We start from the raw sequence: 19,072 nt of genomic DNA, 5'->3' as shown, positions 1-19,072 counted from the left end.
TAGAAGTTTTAGAGCTAAATGCTGAATGCCAGGATCGAACTGGCGACCTCTTCTTTACGAGGGAAGCGCTCTACCAACTGAGCTAATTCAGCGAATTATCGTTAAAATTATAGCAAAAGTTGGTAGAAGATTCAATTACTTTCTACTTCCAATCTAAGCAAAGCTTTTGCTTATGAAGAGCTTCAGGAATTTGATCCCGATCTGTTTGATGGTTGTCTAATTTTTTACCGGCAATTTGCTTAGTAAATGAATCCACACGACGATTAGTATCACGTAAATCATAGTAAGTCTCTACAATTTCATCATAGCCTTTTAAATCACTAATCTTAAAATCTTTAGGATACTCATTTTCAAAACAAGTAAATTCAAGTGGTAAGCGCGGTTTTAATTGGGGATCTTGATCTGGACGTCCCACCTGCATCCCTATCACTGGAAAAGTTAGTTCTGGTAAATCTAGAGTTTTAATCATTTCCAAGGGATGATCAATTACGGTACCTAGGGGTACATATCCTAATCCCATACTTTCAGCTGCATTTCCCATATTTTGTACAGCCAAAACTGTATCTTGAAGAACTTGTAAGAAAATATCTGTGGTATGTACTCGTCCATCATCTGTCCCCATTTGCTGACGAATTTGTTGATTACGATGCAAGTCTGCTAAAAAGATGAATAAATCTCCATTAGCTCCTACATATTCTTGATTACATAATTCTCTAATTCTTTTTTTCTTTGCTTCATCAGTAATATGTAAAATAGAAAATCCTTGTAAAAACATACTAGTTGGAGTGTGTTGCGCTACAGTTAATAAGGTAGCTAATTCTTCTTTAGATAAAATTTGATCTTTAAATTTTCGAATGGAGCGATGATTTACTTGTTCATCAATCGTGTTAGTGTGAATCATAAAATTCTTCTTTCTTTTAATAAGTAACACTTCCACACTATCATTTTTTAAACTACTGTGCAACTAAGCCAAATTTTGTTTTAAAGCAACTAAAAATCTTTCCCAACCTTCTTGACCAGCTTTATTATCTTTAAACACACCACTATCTGTTAGCACCTGTTCAAAAACATCTGCTAACGCCTGCTGCATTACTTGGTCTACATTATCAGCTGTAATTGTTTCTTCTTGCTTTATCTTTTCAGCCCAAGCTAAATGTGAAGCAGCAATCTCATTATTTTGATTTAACCAATACTTTTTTACTTCTTCCAATTCCTTCTTTAACCGTCCTGGCAAAATTGCCCGTCCCATTACTTCAATTAAACCAATATTTTCTTTTTTAATATGCCAAAGTTCTTGATGAGGATGAAAAATTCCTAAGGGATATTCTTTACTAGTATTATTATCTCTTAATACCAAATCAAGAATAAATTTTTCTCCTTGTCGGTGCATGATCGGGGTTACTGTATGGTGAAGCTCAGTATCATCCTTTGCCTTTATCTTAAGTGCTGGATCACTATATTTTTTCCAAAAACTAATGATCTTACTTCCCAAATCAATTAAACTAAGTGAATTACTACTTTCAAGACGCAAATCACTCATTGGCCAATCAACAATTCCAGCTGCTACTTCAGGATAGGCTGGAAAATTAATCTTTTGCTTTAACTTTGCTTTCATCATTGGAAAAACATGTCGCCCGCCCTGATAGTGTTCATGAGACAAAAGGGATCCACCTACTATCGGTAAGTCAGCATTAGATCCCACAAAATAATCAGGGAAGATTTTTTCAATTTCTACTAAATTAATTAATGTTTGCTGATTAATAACCATTGGGGTATGGACAAAATCTAAAAAAATACAATGCTCATTAAAATAAGCATAGGGGGAATACTGAAAGCCCCACTTTTTCCCTCCCAGCATTAAACGGATAATTCTTAAATTACTTCTAGCATTTTCTCCATAGCCACCAACGTATCCTTCATTTTCTGCACATAATGCACACTGAGGATATTTCTTGCTAGAGCTTTTAGCTGCTGCTGCAATTGCCTTGGGATCTTTTTCCGGCTTAGAGAGATTAATCGTAATTTCTAAATCATGTCCATTTTTTCCTTTACCGGTAAACACAATATTTTTTGCAATTGCTTCTTTTTTTACATAATTTCCTTTTACACATAAATTGTAAAACCAGTCAGTAGCTTGTTGAGAACTCTTTTGCATCTTTTCCCAAAACTGGGCATTAATTTGTGAGGGAAGGGGCATCAACAAATCATAGAGTTCATCATTTAAGACTTCTCTTGATGTAAGATCATCTGGAATTTTTTTATTATCTACGGCTATCTCTACCAACTGTTTTACTACTGGTTCAGTTTCTTGATAATTCTTATCTGTCTTTCCAACTAGCGCATAAATTTTGTTAGTGAGATAGATATCATCTATTTCTTGAAAACGTCCACTTTTAACCGCTTCACTAACAAATTTTTCAATAACTTTCATTACTCTTTTATCCCTCAATTTTCTTAGTTCCGTCTACTATTTCTGCATCATAAAAACTAGCTTCATAGCCAATCTTTTTCGCATAAATTTCTCCAACATTGTGCTTAAAAACTTCGGCTTTATCTTTTTTCACAATTGCAATGGCGCTGCCGCCAAATCCTCCGCCAATCATTCTAGCACCTACTACTCCTTCTTGTTGCCAAGCAGCTTGTACCAAAGTATCTAATTCTTTGCCTGTAACTTCGTAATCATAGTGTAAAGAAATATGCGAAGCATTTAGCAAACGCCCCAATCTAGCTAAGTCTCCTTCTTCCATTACTTTCGTAGCCCGCAAGGCTCTCTCATTTTCACTAATTGCATGACGAGCTCTTCTTAGGAGTTTGTCATCATTAATTAAGTAAGAATACTCTTCTAAAGTTTCTGTATCTAATTCCCCTAGTGAATTAATCTCTAATTTATTTTTTAATAACTTTAATGCTTCTTCGCATTCTCTAACTCGATCATTGTAAGCAGAATCTGCTAAAGTATGTTCTTTATTAGTACTCATAATTACAATTTCATAATCAGATAATTCTAGGGGCTTGTATTCATACTCCATAGTATTACAGTCTAGAAAAATTGCACTATCTTTTTTACCCATAATACATGCAAATTGATCCATAATTCCTGAATTTAGACCGACAAATTCATTTTCCGTTTTTTGTCCTAGACGTGCTAATTTTTCCCTTGAAATGTCTAACCCAAATTCTTCTTTTAAAATTATTCCCATCAGCATTTCAATGGCAGCTGAAGAAGATAAACCAGAACCTGATGGTAAATCTGCTTCAAGATATAAGTTAAAACCTTGCTTAATTTGAGTTGGAAATAGCTCTCTCAAATAAGTTAACATCCCTTTTAAGTAATTTGTCCAAAATCGATCCTTTTGTTCTACACTTGAATCTTCTAAATCAAAAGCAACTACTTCTCCTTCAATATTTCCAGAGTAAAGTTTAACTTGTTGATCACTACGTTTTCCAAAAACACCGTATACTCCTAAACTAATCGCTGCTGGAAAAACATGACCCCCATTATAGTCTGTGTGTTCCCCAATTACATTAATTCTACCTGGTGAAAAATATACTGCCTCACCTTTTTCTTTAAATATATCTTGATATTTATCTAATAGTTCACTCTTTTTCATCTTTTTCTCCTCCATTTTTTGGTAACCGCTTACAAAATTAGTATAATAGTTTTGGAGACAATTTTAAAGCTTAAGGATTTTTCAGAAAATTATTTTCTTATGCTAGAATAAAACTATAAATTATTATGTTACACAAAGGAGTTAACTATGCGTATTTTAGTTATTGGTGGAGCTGGGTATATTGGTTCCCATGCTGTTAGGAAATTAATTGAGAATGGTGATGATGTTGTCGTTTTAGATGCATTATACACTGGACATAAGAAGGCAGTTGATAAGCGTGCTACTTTTTATCAAGGTGACATCGAAGATACTTTCTTAGTAAATAAAATTTTACGTGAAGAAAAAATTGACGCTGTTATGCACTTTGCTGCCTATTCTTTAGTTGGGGAATCTGTCCAAAATCCGCTCAAATATTATGATAATAATGTAACTGGAATGATTTCCTTACTACAAGCAATGCAAGATGCTGGAGTAAAACATTTAGTCTTTTCTTCTTCAGCAGCTACATATGGTATTCCTAAGAAATTGCCAATTACTGAAGATACTCCTCTTGATCCAATTAACCCTTATGGTGAAACAAAAATGATGATGGAAAAAATTATGCACTGGGCTGATAAAGCCAATGGTATCAAGTCAATTGCCTTACGTTACTTTAATGTAGCAGGCGCTGCAAGTGATGGAACAATTGGTGAAGATCACGGACCTGAAAGTCACTTAGTGCCTAATATTTTGAAGAGTGCGCTTGCCGGTGACGGAAACTTTACTATCTTCGGTGATGATTATGATACCAAAGATGGAACCAACGTACGTGATTATGTTCAGGTAGAAGATTTAATTGATGCTCACATTCTTGCTTTACAACACCTCATCAAAACTAATAAATCTGATATTTTCAATTTAGGGACTGCTCAAGGATACTCTAACTTAGAAATTTTAGAGAGTGCAAAAAAAGTTACTGGAATTGATATTCCTTATAAAATCGGCCCTCGTCGTGGTGGAGACCCTGACAGTTTAGTGGCTGATTCTACTAAAGCTCGAACTATTTTGGGCTGGAAGCCAAAACATGAAAATGTTGATGAAGTAATTGCTACAGCTTGGAAATGGCATCAAACTCATCCAAATGGTTATGCAGATAAATAAGTTAAAAATAGAGATCAAAGCAAAAATTTGATCTCTATTTTTTGATAAAATTTATCAGTGAACCTACTAACTTATTAACCGCAGTTAGTGGGTTATATCTAGGACTGACTCTCTTTTATATTGGAATATTAATTGCCAATTATTATAATCAAGAAAAATTTAAGATTCAATTTAAAAATATCTTTGCAATTTTTTGTCTTTTAATAATTGGATATATTACTACCTTATTCTTTGATACATTTGCTGTAATTACTGTTACAACAATGATTGTGATAATTTTAATTGCCAGTATTTATGTGCAAATTTTAATGAAAAATCATTAATTTAAATTTTTTTAAATTTTCGAGGCTTTTTCTTTGCTTTTTAAAAGAGGTAATCATAAACTATAAGTGTATTAAGAAAAAGATATATCAATTCAAAGAAATCGATATATTATTTTAGGAGGTATATATTATGGCTGATTACGAAAAAAGAGAATTGAAAGCATTGGACAGAATTGCTAAGAAGATTGCTGATGCAGAAGCTCACTTAACTAAGATTGAAGAAAGTGAACCTGACAAGCGTCACCGCACTGCTCAACACGAAACTATTAAGGACATCAAGTCAATCTTAAAGCACGCTAAGAAGATTGGTGAAGATGAAGTTAAAGATGCTGAAAAAGGTGACGAAGACAAAGGTGCTCGTTACGATGCAGCTGAAGAATCAACTATCAAAGAATTAAAGAGTGCATTCAAGGAATTAGACGAAGAATTAAGTCACTTGAAGGATGAAGATGGTTACGACATTAAGCGTTACCGTTCAGAACACCACTCATTAGAAAAGGCTAAGGAAATCCTTAAGAAAGCCGGCAAACTTTAAAAAGAAGTTTGAGATTAAAAAAACTACCTCGTTTGAGGTAGTTTTTTTGTATGAAAATTTTTGTAAAAAGAAAAGCCGTTTAGGCTTTTACTAATATTACTTCATTCGATAAGCAATTGTTTTAATATTTAAGAGATCTCTTGCAGATACATTATGAGAAATAGAATTTTCCCCATAAGATCCTGCTCCTAAGGTTAATGATGGCATTAAGTTATTATACATTCCACCAATTCCCCCCATTGCCGCTGGAGTATTTACTAAAATTCGGCATGCTGACATTGCAAGGGCAAAGTCTTTTACTAATTCTTTATCAGTCGTATGGATACCTGCAGTATGGCCTCGCCCACCATAATTTACTAAAGCACTACAAATTTCAAAAGCTTCTTCTTGAGAGTTAGCCTTGTAAAGTGTAAAAACTGGTGAAAGTTTTTCTGCAGATAAAGGATGCTGACGACCTACTCCTTGATATTCAGCAACTATTACTTGAGTATCAGCAGGAACATCTACTCCACACAAGCGTGCAATTTCTACTGCTGACTTCCCTGCAATTGGTCCAGCCACTGTTCCACGCTTGGGATCAATGAAGTTCTCTTCAAATTTCTTAATCTCTTCATCATTTAAAAAGTAACAATGTAAGTCTTCAAATTTACTCTTAACTTCATCATATACATCTTTATCAACCACTACAGAATTTTCAGATGCGCAAATCATCCCATTATCAAAAGTTTTTGAAGCTACAATATCTTTAACTGCCTGATCAAGATCGGCTGTTTTTTCAATATAGGATGGTCCATTACCAGGTCCTACTCCCAAGGCTGGTTTCCCTGAAGAATATGCAGCCTTTACCATGCCAGGACCACCTGTTGCCAAAATTGTTTGAATACCATCATGATTGATTAAAGTATTAGTAGCTTCTAAACTAGGTTCTTCAATCCATTGAATGGCGTTCGCAGGACCGCCCGCTGCCTCAATTGCTGCTTGCAGCACTTCAGCTGCTCTCTTACTAGCCTGTTGGGCTTGCGGATGAAAAGCAAAGACAATTGCATTACGTGTCTTTAAAGCAATCAAACTTTTAAAAATTACAGTAGAAGTAGGATTTGTGACTGGAGTAATTCCCACAATCACACCTACCGGTTCAGCAATTTCCGTCAAACCTTGTTTGGAATCTTCTTTAATGATTCCAACTGTTTTTTCATTTTTAATAGAATTCCAGACTGTTTGGCTCGCAAAAATATTCTTTTCTACTTTGTCTGCTACTTTTCCTCTTTTTGTTTCTTCTACAGCTAATTCTGCTAACTCTTCTTTATGAGCTAAAGCAGCTTCTACCATTGCCTCACATATTTTATCAACCTGCTCTTGAGAATACTCAGCCATTTGATCTAAGGCTTTATGGGCATTTTCGACATATTTATTGATTGTCTCTTTTAATTCAGCCATAACTTTCTCCCTTCATAAACAAGCTTTTTATATGTTTAGTATACAACAATTTGTGAATAAAATCACATTTATATAATGAAGCTAAATTGTGTTCTAATGATTTTTTTTGATAAAATATAGAAGATGATTAAAAAATGTAATAATATATTTTAATAATTTATGATAAAATTTTATTACATTTAGAAAGGATGAGAATATTCATGACAGAAAAAAACTCTGCTCCCAAAAAAGAAAATAATGGGCAAATGAAGCGGAGCTTAACTAATACTCACATCCAGCTGATTGCTCTTGGAGGAACAATTGGGACTGGACTATTCTTAGGAGTAGGTAACAGTATCAAATTAGCTGGGCCTTCAGTGATTATCATCTACGCATTAGTTGGATTTTTCCTTTTTCTATTAATGCGCGCTTTAGGAGAACTTGTTCTCTCCGATTTAAATAAGCATACTTATATTGATTTTATTACTCAATATTTAGGAAAAAACATTGGGTTTGTTACTGGCTACCTTTACTGGATCAGTTGGCTAACCTTAGCTATGGCTGAACTTACAGCCTTAGGTATTTATTTCCAATATTGGTGGCCTAAACTTCATCCCTGGATTCCCGCGGTTATTACCTTAGTAGTTTTATTGGGTATTAATTTAATTTCTGCTCGAGTTTTCGGAAATCTTGAATTCAGTTTTGCAATTATTAAAATTTTAACAGTTATTATTTTCGTAATCTTAATTTTCTATCTAATGATTACTGGAAAAAGTACCCATTATGGTGCTATAGGATGGGGGAATTTTATTACCGATGGTGGCTTCTTCCCTAAGGGAGGCAAAGGGTTCCTGATGGGATTCCAGATGGTTATCTTCTCTTTCATTGGAGTAGAGCTGATCTGTTTAACTGCTGCCGAAGCCCAAAATCCTAAAAAGACTTTACGTCGAGCAATTGAACAACTACCTGTAAGAATCATCTTATTCTATGTTTTAGCTATTGTTGCAATTTTGTTAATTATTCCATGGGATAAAGTTTCTACAAGTAGTTCCCCATTCGTTCAAGCCCTTGCTGCTACTGGAATTAAAAATGCTGGTTCTATTATTAACTTTGTTGTTATTAGTGCCGCTGTTTCTTCAACTAATAGTTTCATCTATAGTGCAGGTCGTCTACTATTTTCTATTAATTACAATGGAAAAAATAAATGGAGTAAGACTTTTGGTAAGTTAAATCGTCGTCAACTACCAGAAAATGCTTTAATTTTTTCTACACTAGTTATTGCTTTAGCACCAATTTTGAACTACTTTTTAGGAGACGCATTTGAATTTATTTCATCTACTTCTACAAGTATGTTCTTGATAATCTGGTGCCTAATGATCTTTACTCACCTTCGTTATCGAGCACAAACTCCTAAAGATCAATTGCCAGATTTCAAGATGCCTCTTTCTCCATGGACCGACTATCTAGATTTAATTTTCTTCATTGCCATGATTATTGTTCTATTGATTTTCCCAGATCACCGTATTCCAATGTTAACAGCAATTATTGTTTTCTTAGTCTTAATTGCTTTAACTAAGTTTATCCGTGAAGAACAAGAAATTAAGGAAGAAAATAATCAATAAGAAAAACTGAAAACATCAATAAAATCTAAAATAAAATCGTCCCTCTATCAAGGCTTCTCAACCGTGAAATAGGGACGATTTTTTGTAATTAAAAATTACCTTTTACTTCTTTAGATCAATCTCTAAAAGTATTGGAGCATGATCTTTACGAGGGGTATCACTAAAAATTTTTAGATCTTTGATTTCTTTTTTCAAATCATCGGAAACTAAAAAATAATCTATTCTCCATCCTAAATTATATTGTTTACTCGTTGGTACACGCTGATCCCACCAAGTATAGTCTTTTCCATCAGGGTTTAAATAGCGATAAACATCAATAAACCCAGCTTTTAATATTTCACTAAATCCTGCCCTTTCTTCGGGAGTATACCCTGCCTTCTTTTCCATGCGTTCGGGATGCTTCAAATCCAGTGAGGATGCAGCCACATTGAAGTCGCCACAAACAATTACCGGCTTCTTTTTCTTTAAATTTTTTAAATACTCACAATACTTTTTATCCCATACTTCCCTATCTTCTAACCGAAGAAGATTATTTCCAGAATTTGGAGTATAGACTTGAGTGATGTAAAAACCTTCAAATTCTAAGGTTAAGATGCGTCCCTCAAAATCCATGGGAACGGGGGCAAAAATAACTGGATATTCCACAGCAGGATGATAGTTTTCTTTGATTAAAAACATTGTACCGGCATAACTTTTACGTGCTGGCTCATCAGAGGAACGCCAAATTACCCGATAATCTGGGAAAAATTCATTTAACTTTGAAAGATGGGTGGCTGTAGGGCCACTTGCTCTTAATTTTGTCTCTTGAAAAGCAATTACATCAGGAGCTTCGTGGCGAATTTTAAGTAGTAAATTTCTAGTTTCCTGAGCACGTGAAGACTCACTAGTCAAAGCAGCATTTAAAGAATCAATATTCCAAGAAATAATTTTCATTTTTTGCACCCCTTTAACATTATTTTAAACCAAATAAACAAAATCAAATAAAAAAAGACTCTATAATATAGAATCTTTTCAGAGAAGTAATGTTTAAAATAAATTTTACTAAAAGAAGGAGATACAAAAGCATATCTTTTCTTAAAAATTATACAGAAGAAAAAGCATAGCAACTACCTATCCTCGCAGGCAGTTTCCCACCAACTACTTTCGGCGTTAAGAAGCTTAACTTCTGTGTTCGGCATGGGAACAGGTGTTTCCTTCTTGCTATCGTTACTATACTTTCTTTGAGCTTTTACACTCAAAACTGAATATAATCTAAAGCCTAAAACCTAGAGCTTTGGTCAAGTGCTCGACTGATTAGTACTAGTCCGCTTCACTCATCACTGAGCTTACACTCCTAGCCTATCTACCTCATCGTCTTTAAGGTGTCTTACTGCTTTCGCATCGGAAATCTCATCTTGAGGGGGGCTTCGCACTTAGATGCTTTCAGCGCTTATCCCGTCCATACATAGCTACCCAGCGATGCCGAAGGCTCGACAACTGGTACACCAGCGGTATGTCCATCCCGGTCCTCTCGTACTAAGGACAGCTCCTCTCAAATTTCCTACGCCCACGACGGATAGGGACCGAACTGTCTCACGACGTTCTGAACCCAGCTCGCGTGCCGCTTTAATGGGCGAACAGCCCAACCCTTGGGACCGACTTCAGCCCCAGGATGCGACGAGCCGACATCGAGGTGCCAAACCTCCCCGTCGATGTGAACTCTTGGGGGAGATAAGCCTGTTATCCCCAGGGTAGCTTTTATCCGTTGAGTGATGGCCTTTCCATACAGTACCACCAGATCACTAAGCCCGACTTTCGTCCCTGCTCGAGTTGTAGCTCTCGCAGTCAAGCTCCCTTATACCTTTACACTCTGCGAATGATTTCCAACCATTCTGAGGGAACCTTTGGGCGCCTCCGTTACACTTTAGGAGGCGACCGCCCCAGTCAAACTGCCCACCTGACACTGTCCTCGACCGCGCTTAGCGATCTGAGTTAGAGGATCCATCAAACAAGGGTAGTATCCCAACATTGCCTCCGATAAAACTAGCGTCCTATCTTCTCTGGCTCCTACCTATCCTGTACATGTTTAACAAATACTCAATATCAAGCTACAGTAAAGCTCCATGGGGTCTTTCCGTCCTGTCGCGGGTAACCCGCATCTTCACGGGTATTATAATTTCACCGAGTCTCTCGTTGAGACAGTGCCCAAATCATTACACCTTTCGTGCAGGTCGGAACTTACCCGACAAGGAATTTCGCTACCTTAGGACCGTTATAGTTACGGCCGCCGTTTACTGGGGCTTCAATTCAAACCTTCGCTTGCGCTAAGCTTTCCTCTTAACCTTCCAGCACCGGGCAGGTGTCAGCACCTATACGTCATCTTACGATTTTGCAGATACCTGTGTTTTTGATAAACAGTTGTTTGGGCCTCTTCACTGCGGCTGATCTTTTACAATCAGCACCCCTTCTTCCGAAGTTACGGGGTCATTTTGCCGAGTTCCTTAACGAGAGTTCTCTCGCTCACCTGAGGATACTCTCCTCGACTACCTGTGTCGGTTTGCGGTACGGGTAAAACTACTCTGGCTAGAAGCTTTTCTTGGCAGTGTGACATCATGACCTTCGCTACTTAACTTCACTACGCATCACGTCTCAAGCTTTTAAAGACAAGCATTTGACTCATCTTAACTCTTAACGCTTGCACATGGATATCCAACACCATGCGTCATTAGCCTCCTGCGTCCCTCCATTGCTCATAACAAGCAGTTTCAGTACAGGAATTTCTACCTGTTGTCCATCGGCTACGCCTCTCGGCCTTACCTTAGGTCCCGACTTACCCTGGGCGGACGAGCCTGCCCCAGGAAACCTTAGTCTTACGGCGGATAGGATTCTCACCTATCTTTCGCTACTCATACCGGCATTCTCACTTCTAAGCGCTCCATTAGTCCTCTCGATCTAACTTCACCGCACTTAGAACGCTCTCCTACCACACATATAATATATGCATCCACAGTTTCGGTACTATGCTTAGCCCCGGTAAATTTTCGGCGCAGCGTCACTCGACTAGTGAGCTATTACGCACTCTTTAAATGATGGCTGCTTCTAAGCCAACATCCTAGTTGTCTACGCAACTCCACATCCTTTTCCACTTAGCATAGATTTGGGGACCTTAACTGGTGATCTGGGCTGTTTCCCTTTCGACTACGGATCTTATCACTCGCAGTCTGACTCCCGTGCATTGATATCTGGCATTCGAAGTTTATCTGGATTCAGTAACCCATGACGGGCCCCTAGTCCAAACAGCGCTCTACCTCCATTATCATTCACACGAGGCTAGCCCTAAAGCTATTTCGGAGAGAACCAGCTATCTCCAAGTTCGTTTGGAATTTCACCGCTACCCACAACTCATCCCCGCGATTTTTAACTCACGTGGGTTCGGTCCTCCAGTGTGTTTTACCACACCTTCAACCTGGTCATGGGTAGGTCACTTGGTTTCGGGTCTACGTCACATTACTCTTTCGCCCTATTCAGACTCGCTTTCGCTACGGCTCCGTCTTTTCTGACTTAACCTTGCAACATAACGTAACTCGCCGGTTCATTCTACAAAAGGCACGCCATTACACTTTAATGTGCTCTGACTACTTGTAGGCACACGGTTTCAGGTTCTATTTCACTCCCCTCCCGGGGTTCTTTTCACCTTTCCCTCACGGTACTGGTTCACTATCGGTCACTAGTTAGTATTTAGCCTTACGAGATGGTCCTCGCGGATTCAATCGGGATTCCTCGTGTCCCGACCTACTCAGGATCCTGCTAAGTCTTGTCGCAATTTCGCTTACGGGGCTATCACCCTCTCTGGCTTATCTTTCCAGATAATTCTGCTATCACTTCAAGTACTACATCGCAGTCCTTCAACCCCAACTGGCAAGCCAGTTGGTTTGGGCTCTTTCCTGTTCGCTCGCCGCTACTTAGGAAATCGATTTTTCTTTCTCTTCCTGCAGCTACTTAGATGTTTCAGTTCACTGCGTCTTCCTTCGTATAACTATTTATTCATCATACGATAATACCTCTCGGTATTGGGTTCCCCCATTCGGATATCTCCGGATCATCGCTTACTTACTGCTCCCCGAAGCCTTTCGTGGTTCGTCACGTCCTTCATCGGCTTCTAGTGCCAAGGCATTCACCATGCGCCCTTTTCTACTTGACCTATTTCAAGTTTGAGTTTCTCTCTTCTTCTCGGTCGCTCTTCAATCTGTTTCTCTTTCGATTGTCTCGGTTTTTTGCTTTGATTATATTCAGTTTTCAATGTACTAACTCTTGAGAACTTCTTTACTGCCCTCAAAACTAAACAAAAATTCTTCTGTGTGCCTTTTTCTTGTTTGGCTTTCTGACTTCTTTTAGTGTCTTCACACTCTCCATCAGTTGCCCTTCCTTAGAAAGGAGGTGATCCAGCCGCAGGTTCTCCTACGGCTACCTTGTTACGACTTCACCCTAATCATCTGTCCTACCTTAGACGGCTGACTCCTTAAAGGTTATCTCACCGGCTTTGGGTGTTACAGACTCTCATGGTGTGACGGGCGGTGTGTACAAGGCCCGGGAACGTATTCACCGCGGCGTGCTGATCCGCGATTACTAGCGATTCCAGCTTCATGTAGGCGAGTTGCAGCCTACAATCCGAACTGAGAACGGCTTTCAGAGATCCGCTTGCCTTCACAGGTTCGCTTCTCGTTGTACCGTCCATTGTAGCACGTGTGTAGCCCAGGTCATAAGGGGCATGATGACTTGACGTCATCCCCACCTTCCTCCGGTTTGTCACCGGCAGTCTCATTAGAGTGCCCAACTTAATGATGGCAACTAATGACAAGGGTTGCGCTCGTTGCGGGACTTAACCCAACATCTCACGACACGAGCTGACGACAGCCATGCACCACCTGTCTCAATGTCCCCGAAGGGAAAGCCTAATCTCTTAGGTTGTCATTGGATGTCAAGACCTGGTAAGGTTCTTCGCGTTGCTTCGAATTAAACCACATGCTCCACCGCTTGTGCGGGCCCCCGTCAATTCCTTTGAGTTTCAACCTTGCGGTCGTACTCCCCAGGCGGAGTGCTTAATGCGTTAGCTGCAGCACTGAGAGGCGGAAACCTCCCAACACTTAGCACTCATCGTTTACGGCATGGACTACCAGGGTATCTAATCCTGTTCGCTACCCATGCTTTCGAGCCTCAGCGTCAGTTGCAGACCAGAGAGCCGCCTTCGCCACTGGTGTTCTTCCATATATCTACGCATTCCACCGCTACACATGGAGTTCCACTCTCCTCTTCTGCACTCAAGTTTAACAGTTTCTGATGCAGTTCTTCGGTTGAGCCGAAGGCTTTCACATCAGACTTATTAAACCGCCTGCACTCGCTTTACGCCCAATAAATCCGGACAACGCTTGCCACCTACGTATTACCGCGGCTGCTGGCACGTAGTTAGCCGTGACTTTCTAGTTGATTACCGTCGAATAAAGGCCAGTTACTACCTCTATCTTTCTTCACCAACAACAGAGCTTTACGAGCCGAAACCCTTCTTCACTCACGCGGCGTTGCTCCATCAGACTTTCGTCCATTGTGGAAGATTCCCTACTGCTGCCTCCCGTAGGAGTTTGGGCCGTGTCTCAGTCCCAATGTGGCCGATCAGTCTCTCAACTCGGCTATGCATCATTGCCTTGGTAAGCCGTTACCTTACCAACTAGCTAATGCACCGCAGGTCCATCCAAGAGTGATAGAAATCCATCTTTCAAACTCTAGACATGCGTCTAGTGTTGTTATCCGGTATTAGCATCTGTTTCCAGGTGTTATCCCAGTCTCTTGGGCAGGTTACCCACGTGTTACTCACCCGTTCGCCGCTAGCTTGTATCTAGTTTCATGAAATGCAAGCATTTCAATCATCTAGGCAAGCTCGCTCGACTTGCATGTATTAGGCACGCCGCCAGCGTTCGTCCTGAGCCAGGATCAAACTCTCATTTCCTTTTTGAAATGAGCTTTTCTTAGCTCTTAACGTTTTTTTGATTTGTTATCTCAAATTTATTGCTTGCGAATTGACTTCGCTTTGTTTGGGGTTTATTTCCCCCGCACACTTACGAATTTTTGTTCAGTTTTCAAGGTACTAAAGCGTCGATTGACGACTTACCTATTATATCATACTTGCTTTTTACTTGCAAGAGATATTTTTTATTTTTCACTCTCTAAAAATATTCTTTTTCAGACAGCTATAATATTATATTACACCTCTCAAATAAATGCAAGAGTTTTTTGATATTTTCTTCTCTTCGTGAGAAGCATAGTATAATTTACACTCTTTTTATTAGTTCGTCAAGTACTTTTTTATATTTTTTCAAAAATACTTATTCCTACCTTTAAATTCCTTTCCTTGTTATTCTTTACCCTTACTTTATACCACCCATTCCCCTTTAATCTTATCCACTTATTTCCTTGTATTACCAACCTTTTGATTACTCCTCCATTTTTAATTAATTCCATTTTCACTCTTTGTCTTTCTTGCTGGGTAATGTGAATCCAACATTCATTTTTTATACCTACTTCATTACTTTCTGCTTTTGCCATTCCATTATATATTCCACCTTCACCTATTAATTTCATTTATCTTTTCCTTTCAAAAAAGGAACTTCTCTCGTAAGAGAAAGTTCCTCAGTTAATTTATTCACCAAGTGGTGCTTCTTTAGTAATTACCTTCATACCATGCATATATGGTTGTAAAGCTTCCGGAACATTTACAGTTCCATCTTCATTTTGGTAATTTTCCAAAATTGCTGCTACTGTTCTACCTACAGCTAAACCTGATCCATTTAAAGTATGAGCTAAATGAAGCTTACCATCTGCATCCCGGTAACGAATTTGGGCACGACGAGCTTGGAAATCAGTACAATTTGAACAACTTGAAATTTCACGATACTTGTCTTGAGCTGGCATCCATACTTCCAGGTCATAAGTTCTAGCACTAGTGAAACTAGCATCCCCAGTTGAAAGTGCAACTACATGATATGGTAAGCCAAGTTTTTGAAGTAAGTCTTCAGCATTGTGAGTTAATTTATCCAATTCATCCCATGAGCTGTCTTCATCAACAATTTTTACCATTTCTACTTTTCTAAATTCGTGCATTCTAATTAATCCACGTGTATCACGACCAGCTGAACCCGCTTCACTTCTAAATGCAGGTGAAAAAGCAGTGACATTTACTGGCAATTTCTCTCCATTTAAAATCTTTCCACGGAAGTAGTTTACTAAAGGTACTTCTGCTGTAGGAATTAAAGTTAATTCTCGAGGCTTATCTGGATCATCATTATCTACAATTGTGTAAACATCTTCAGTAAACTTAGGGAATTGTCCAGTTCCTTGCATTGATTCTCTATTTACCATGTAAGGAGGAATGATTTCTGTGTAACCAGCCTTCATGTTTTGGTCTAGGAAAAAGTTTGAAACTGCTCTTTCAAGCATGGCACCTGCACCTTTGTAGTAAACAAACCGTGCCCCAGTTACTTTACCAGCTGTATCCCAATCTAAAATATCCAAATCTGTTCCAATTTCCCAGTGAGGCTTAGGGGTAAAATCAAACTTAGTTGGTTCATTCCATTTTCTAACTTCTTCATTGTAGCTTTCATCTGGTCCTACTGGCACACCATCTGCTGGAAAGTTAGGTAAACGAAGTAAAATGTAATTTTGCTTTTCAGTTAGTTCATCTACTTCTTTATCTAAGTCTTTAATTTCTTTTCCTACTTCACGCATTGCCTTAATTGCTTGGCTTGCATCTTCTTTGTTACGCTTAGCTTGGGCAATTTGATCTGAAACTTCATTACGTTTTTGTTTTAAAGTTTCACTTTTAGTTAAAGCTTCACGGCGCTTTTTATCAATTTCAACTAGTTCATCAAGCTCTTTTGCTTCAACACCTCTAGTTGCTAATTTTTCTTTTGCCCAATCAAGGTTTTCTCTAATTACCTTAATATCTAACATTAGTATGTTCCTCCTTAAAATAAAAAAAGCCGACTCATCCCCCAATTGGGACGAATCGACTTCACGGCTCGCGGTACCACCCAGTTTCAGTGTATATTTACACCACACTTCATAGCAATAACGGCGCTAACCGTGTAGAATTACCTACCCACTCTTAAAATCTGGAAATGACGTTCACTTACTCTCACCAACCGTAAGCTCTCTGAAGTTGTCTTAGGATTTCGTGTTTAATTAGATTATACCATTATTATTTTTTTAGGACAAAAAACTTTCTTCTTTTTTCCATTTCACCCAAAGCATACATCTGTTTGAAACCTAATTTTTCTAGTAATTTCTCAGAAGCCAAATTACTACCAATTATTTCTGCCCATAGGACATCTTGATTCAATTGTTGAAAGGCGTAATTTACTAACAACTTCATTGCCTCAAAGCCATAACCCTTTCGCCAATAATTTTTATCTATCAAAAAGCCTAAGGATTTAGCCCGCATAATTCCAGCAGCAATATCGATTGTTTGATCATATAATTCAGCTAATCCAATCATTTCATTCGTTTCTTTTAATACAATTGCGTAACTCCATGGTCTTTCAGCATAAACTTTCGCTGCACGCTGTGCTTGGGCTAAGTTTTTAAATTTTTCAAAACCAGCTAATTGATGGTAAATCTCATCTTGGCCCCACTTATATAATGTTGGGGCATCAGCTGGGGTAACTTTTCTTAATTCTACTTTTGTTCCATTTAACATTACTTGCCTACAATCTGTAATAACCATTTTGCACCGTAAACCAGTCCTAAACTGTATGCAGCAATTGTCCAAGGTTTACCAAGTATGATAATCCAAAAGTAAGTTGAAAATTTCATCTCGGTTAAACCAGAAATCATACATAATACATCATCAGGTGCGGCAGGTGCAACAATACATATCGCAAAGATCCAATTATAGCGTTTTTGATTTTTGGTCCACTTAATGTACTTATTATAAGTTTCCTCTGAAACCAAATGCAAAATAAATGGTTTTCCATAATATCGTGCTAAAAAGAAGATAATAATCGACCCAATACAAATTCCAACATAATTATAAATAAATCCCCAAATTGGCCCAAAGAAAACCACTCCACCTAAAAGTGAAATTCCTCCTGGAATAATTGGAATTACTACTTGTACAATTTGAATTAATATAAAAATTAAGGGTCCGATAATTTTTTTATCAGCTAAATATGCATGCATTTTTTCCTGACTAGTAAAGATTCCCAATCGATACCAATAAATTGTTAACAAAATAAGTAAAATTGTACATACAATTGTCCCAATATTTATTAATCGTCGCGTAGTTTTAGTCGACATACCTGCCCCTCCTTAGTTTTATATTAATCATACCAAATTTTTCTCTTACATTATTTAATATTCGCTAAAAAATTGCTTCAAAAAAAGAGGATTTAAATTCCTCTTATTTTTCTTTTCGCCATTGTAAACTTTTACTAGCTAAAATTGTGGTTAAAATACTAGAAATAAATAGCAGATACGATGAAATTCCAAATGAAATAGCATTTTCTAGCATTTGATGTAGCTTCAAATTATTAGCGACAGTGGTAGTAATCCCCAGCTTATGGCCAGCATTCAAGAAAATTAATTCAAAAGCATAAATAAACAAAACGATTGTTTCTGCCAGTGACAGAATAAAAGCAATTTGCTGGTTATGTTTTTTATTTTTAACTGTGACTACAATTATCGCAATTGGGACTGCAACAATTATCACCCATAAACTATAGCCAATTAAACTATATTTTCCATCCATCCCTGCAATAGAGAGTAAAGTAGTTGAAATTGAATGTTTATGGAAGCTACCAGAACTTGCTGCAGAAAAAGGGCCAAAAAACACTACTATCAGACTTAACAGCGCCATCAAAACTAATCCCCATTGGGCAGTAGTATGACTTTTTCTAGATAAATTTTCTTCATGTTCTGGGGTTTTTCGCCTTCTATACTCTCTTACTTTACTTTCTTTATCCTGAATTTCATTGACAACATTGGAACTTACTTGATTTACCTTCTGTGTCAATCTTTTATCAGCAAAATATTGTTCAGGATTTTGATTTTTATCACAAACAATAAATAGCCAAATCATTAAAGCCAAAAATGTAAACCAGCCTAGTGGGCGAGAGATGCTCATTAAAATTAATAATAAAACTCCCACGCAAAAGACAATCATTGAATTTACTTTAATCCATTTAATCATTGCTTCAATTGTTGAATTAGGCTTTTTAGGTTGATAATTTTTAGCAAGAGCTTCTCTTCTAGTTTTAGTAGTACGGGCAGATACTCCCTCTGTTTGAGAACGATTTTTACTAAAAAATTCACTGCGAAACTTTTTTAAGTTAAAGCCACAATTAGAACAACTTTCATCAGTTTCTTTTACGGGATGATTACAATTTGGACAATTCATAA

13 protein-coding genes, 1 tRNA gene, 3 rRNA genes and 1 pseudogene are annotated in these 19,072 nt (G+C 37.8%); 4 read left to right on the top strand and 14 right to left on the bottom strand.

The features are described from left to right. Nucleotides 1–19 precede the first annotated feature (19 nt). The 4 genes from FP435_RS01360 to FP435_RS01345 form a co-directional block, all read right to left on the bottom strand. A tRNA-Thr gene (locus FP435_RS01360) sits at nucleotides 20–92 on the bottom strand. 50 nt (nucleotides 93–142) lie between these two features. After that, nucleotides 143–901 carry an NADPH-dependent oxidoreductase gene (locus FP435_RS01355; RefSeq protein WP_265483971.1) on the bottom strand — a complete coding sequence of 253 codons (759 nt, stop codon included), beginning with the start codon at nucleotides 899–901 and terminating at the stop codon, nucleotides 143–145. Nucleotides 902–964: 63 nt separating this feature from the next. Beyond that, entirely contained in the window at nucleotides 965–2,431 is a 1,467-nt protein-coding gene (locus FP435_RS01350) for a UDP-glucose--hexose-1-phosphate uridylyltransferase (RefSeq protein WP_265483970.1), read from the bottom strand. 7 nt (nucleotides 2,432–2,438) lie between these two features. Then, complete coding sequence (locus FP435_RS01345) at nucleotides 2,439–3,611, bottom strand: galactokinase (protein ID WP_265483969.1); 1,173 nt, start codon at nucleotides 3,609–3,611, stop codon at nucleotides 2,439–2,441. A 147-nt stretch (nucleotides 3,612–3,758) separates the two neighbouring features. Here FP435_RS01345 and galE point away from each other — a divergent pair, with 147 nt between their 5' ends. The 3 genes from galE to FP435_RS01330 all read left to right on the top strand — a co-directional run bounded on the left by galE (nucleotide 3,759) and on the right by FP435_RS01330 (nucleotide 5,609). Continuing rightward, nucleotides 3,759–4,751 (top strand): UDP-glucose 4-epimerase GalE, encoded by a 993-nt coding sequence (galE, locus tag FP435_RS01340; protein WP_265483968.1) that lies wholly within the window; start codon nucleotides 3,759–3,761, stop codon nucleotides 4,749–4,751. A 41-nt stretch (nucleotides 4,752–4,792) separates the two neighbouring features. After that, nucleotides 4,793–5,074, top strand: a complete 282-nt coding sequence (locus FP435_RS01335) for a hypothetical protein (protein WP_265483967.1) — start codon at nucleotides 4,793–4,795, stop codon at nucleotides 5,072–5,074. A 130-nt stretch (nucleotides 5,075–5,204) separates the two neighbouring features. Next, a complete protein-coding gene (locus FP435_RS01330) occupies nucleotides 5,205–5,609 on the top strand; it encodes a hypothetical protein (protein ID WP_265483966.1) in 405 nt (134 codons plus the stop codon). A 105-nt stretch (nucleotides 5,610–5,714) separates the two neighbouring features. On the opposite strand, the pseudogene FP435_RS01325 reads toward FP435_RS01330, so the two are convergent. Beyond that, nucleotides 5,715–7,046, bottom strand: a pseudogene (locus tag FP435_RS01325) (aldehyde dehydrogenase family protein); the annotation flags it as partial. A gap of 200 nt (nucleotides 7,047–7,246) precedes the next feature. Between FP435_RS01325 and FP435_RS01320 the strand changes: the two are divergent. Further along, nucleotides 7,247–8,647 (top strand): amino acid permease, encoded by a 1,401-nt coding sequence (locus FP435_RS01320; protein ID WP_265483965.1) that lies wholly within the window; start codon nucleotides 7,247–7,249, stop codon nucleotides 8,645–8,647. Nucleotides 8,648–8,749: 102 nt separating this feature from the next. Here FP435_RS01320 and FP435_RS01315 read toward each other — a convergent pair whose 3' ends face one another. The 9 genes from FP435_RS01315 to FP435_RS01275 form a co-directional block, all read right to left on the bottom strand. After that, nucleotides 8,750–9,580, bottom strand: a complete 831-nt coding sequence (locus FP435_RS01315) for an exodeoxyribonuclease III (protein WP_265483964.1) — start codon at nucleotides 9,578–9,580, stop codon at nucleotides 8,750–8,752. A gap of 164 nt (nucleotides 9,581–9,744) precedes the next feature. Then, nucleotides 9,745–9,861, bottom strand: a 5S ribosomal RNA gene (gene rrf / locus FP435_RS01310). Nucleotides 9,862–9,920: 59 nt separating this feature from the next. Next, nucleotides 9,921–12,827 (bottom strand): 23S ribosomal RNA (locus FP435_RS01305). Nucleotides 12,828–13,056: 229 nt separating this feature from the next. Further along, nucleotides 13,057–14,627: ribosomal RNA gene (locus FP435_RS01300) — 16S ribosomal RNA — on the bottom strand. The 16S, 23S and 5S rRNA genes sit together here, the layout of an rRNA operon. Nucleotides 14,628–14,983: 356 nt before the next feature. Then, nucleotides 14,984–15,259 carry a hypothetical protein gene (locus FP435_RS01295; RefSeq protein ID WP_265483963.1) on the bottom strand — a complete coding sequence of 92 codons (276 nt, stop codon included), beginning with the start codon at nucleotides 15,257–15,259 and terminating at the stop codon, nucleotides 14,984–14,986. A 57-nt stretch (nucleotides 15,260–15,316) separates the two neighbouring features. Continuing rightward, the gene (gene serS / locus FP435_RS01290) at nucleotides 15,317–16,627 is read right to left on the bottom strand and encodes a serine--tRNA ligase (RefSeq protein ID WP_265483962.1); all 1,311 of its coding nucleotides are present in this window, start codon (nucleotides 16,625–16,627) and stop codon (nucleotides 15,317–15,319) included. A gap of 247 nt (nucleotides 16,628–16,874) precedes the next feature. After that, nucleotides 16,875–17,372: a GNAT family N-acetyltransferase gene (locus FP435_RS01285; protein ID WP_265483961.1), complete on the bottom strand. Its 498-nt coding sequence runs from the start codon at nucleotides 17,370–17,372 to the stop codon at nucleotides 16,875–16,877. After that, the gene (locus FP435_RS01280) at nucleotides 17,372–17,971 is read right to left on the bottom strand and encodes a TVP38/TMEM64 family protein (protein ID WP_265483960.1); all 600 of its coding nucleotides are present in this window, start codon (nucleotides 17,969–17,971) and stop codon (nucleotides 17,372–17,374) included. The genes FP435_RS01285 and FP435_RS01280 overlap by 1 nt, the downstream gene beginning before the upstream one ends. A gap of 103 nt (nucleotides 17,972–18,074) precedes the next feature. Beyond that, nucleotides 18,075–19,070 (bottom strand): zinc ribbon domain-containing protein, encoded by a 996-nt coding sequence (locus FP435_RS01275; protein WP_265483959.1) that lies wholly within the window; start codon nucleotides 19,068–19,070, stop codon nucleotides 18,075–18,077. Between the last annotated feature and the right edge of the window lie 2 nt (nucleotides 19,071–19,072).

Source organism: Lactobacillus sp. PV037, from assembly GCF_014522345.1.
Taxonomy (GTDB): domain Bacteria; phylum Bacillota; class Bacilli; order Lactobacillales; family Lactobacillaceae; genus Lactobacillus.
This window is presented reverse-complemented; position numbering and strand designations above follow the sequence as displayed.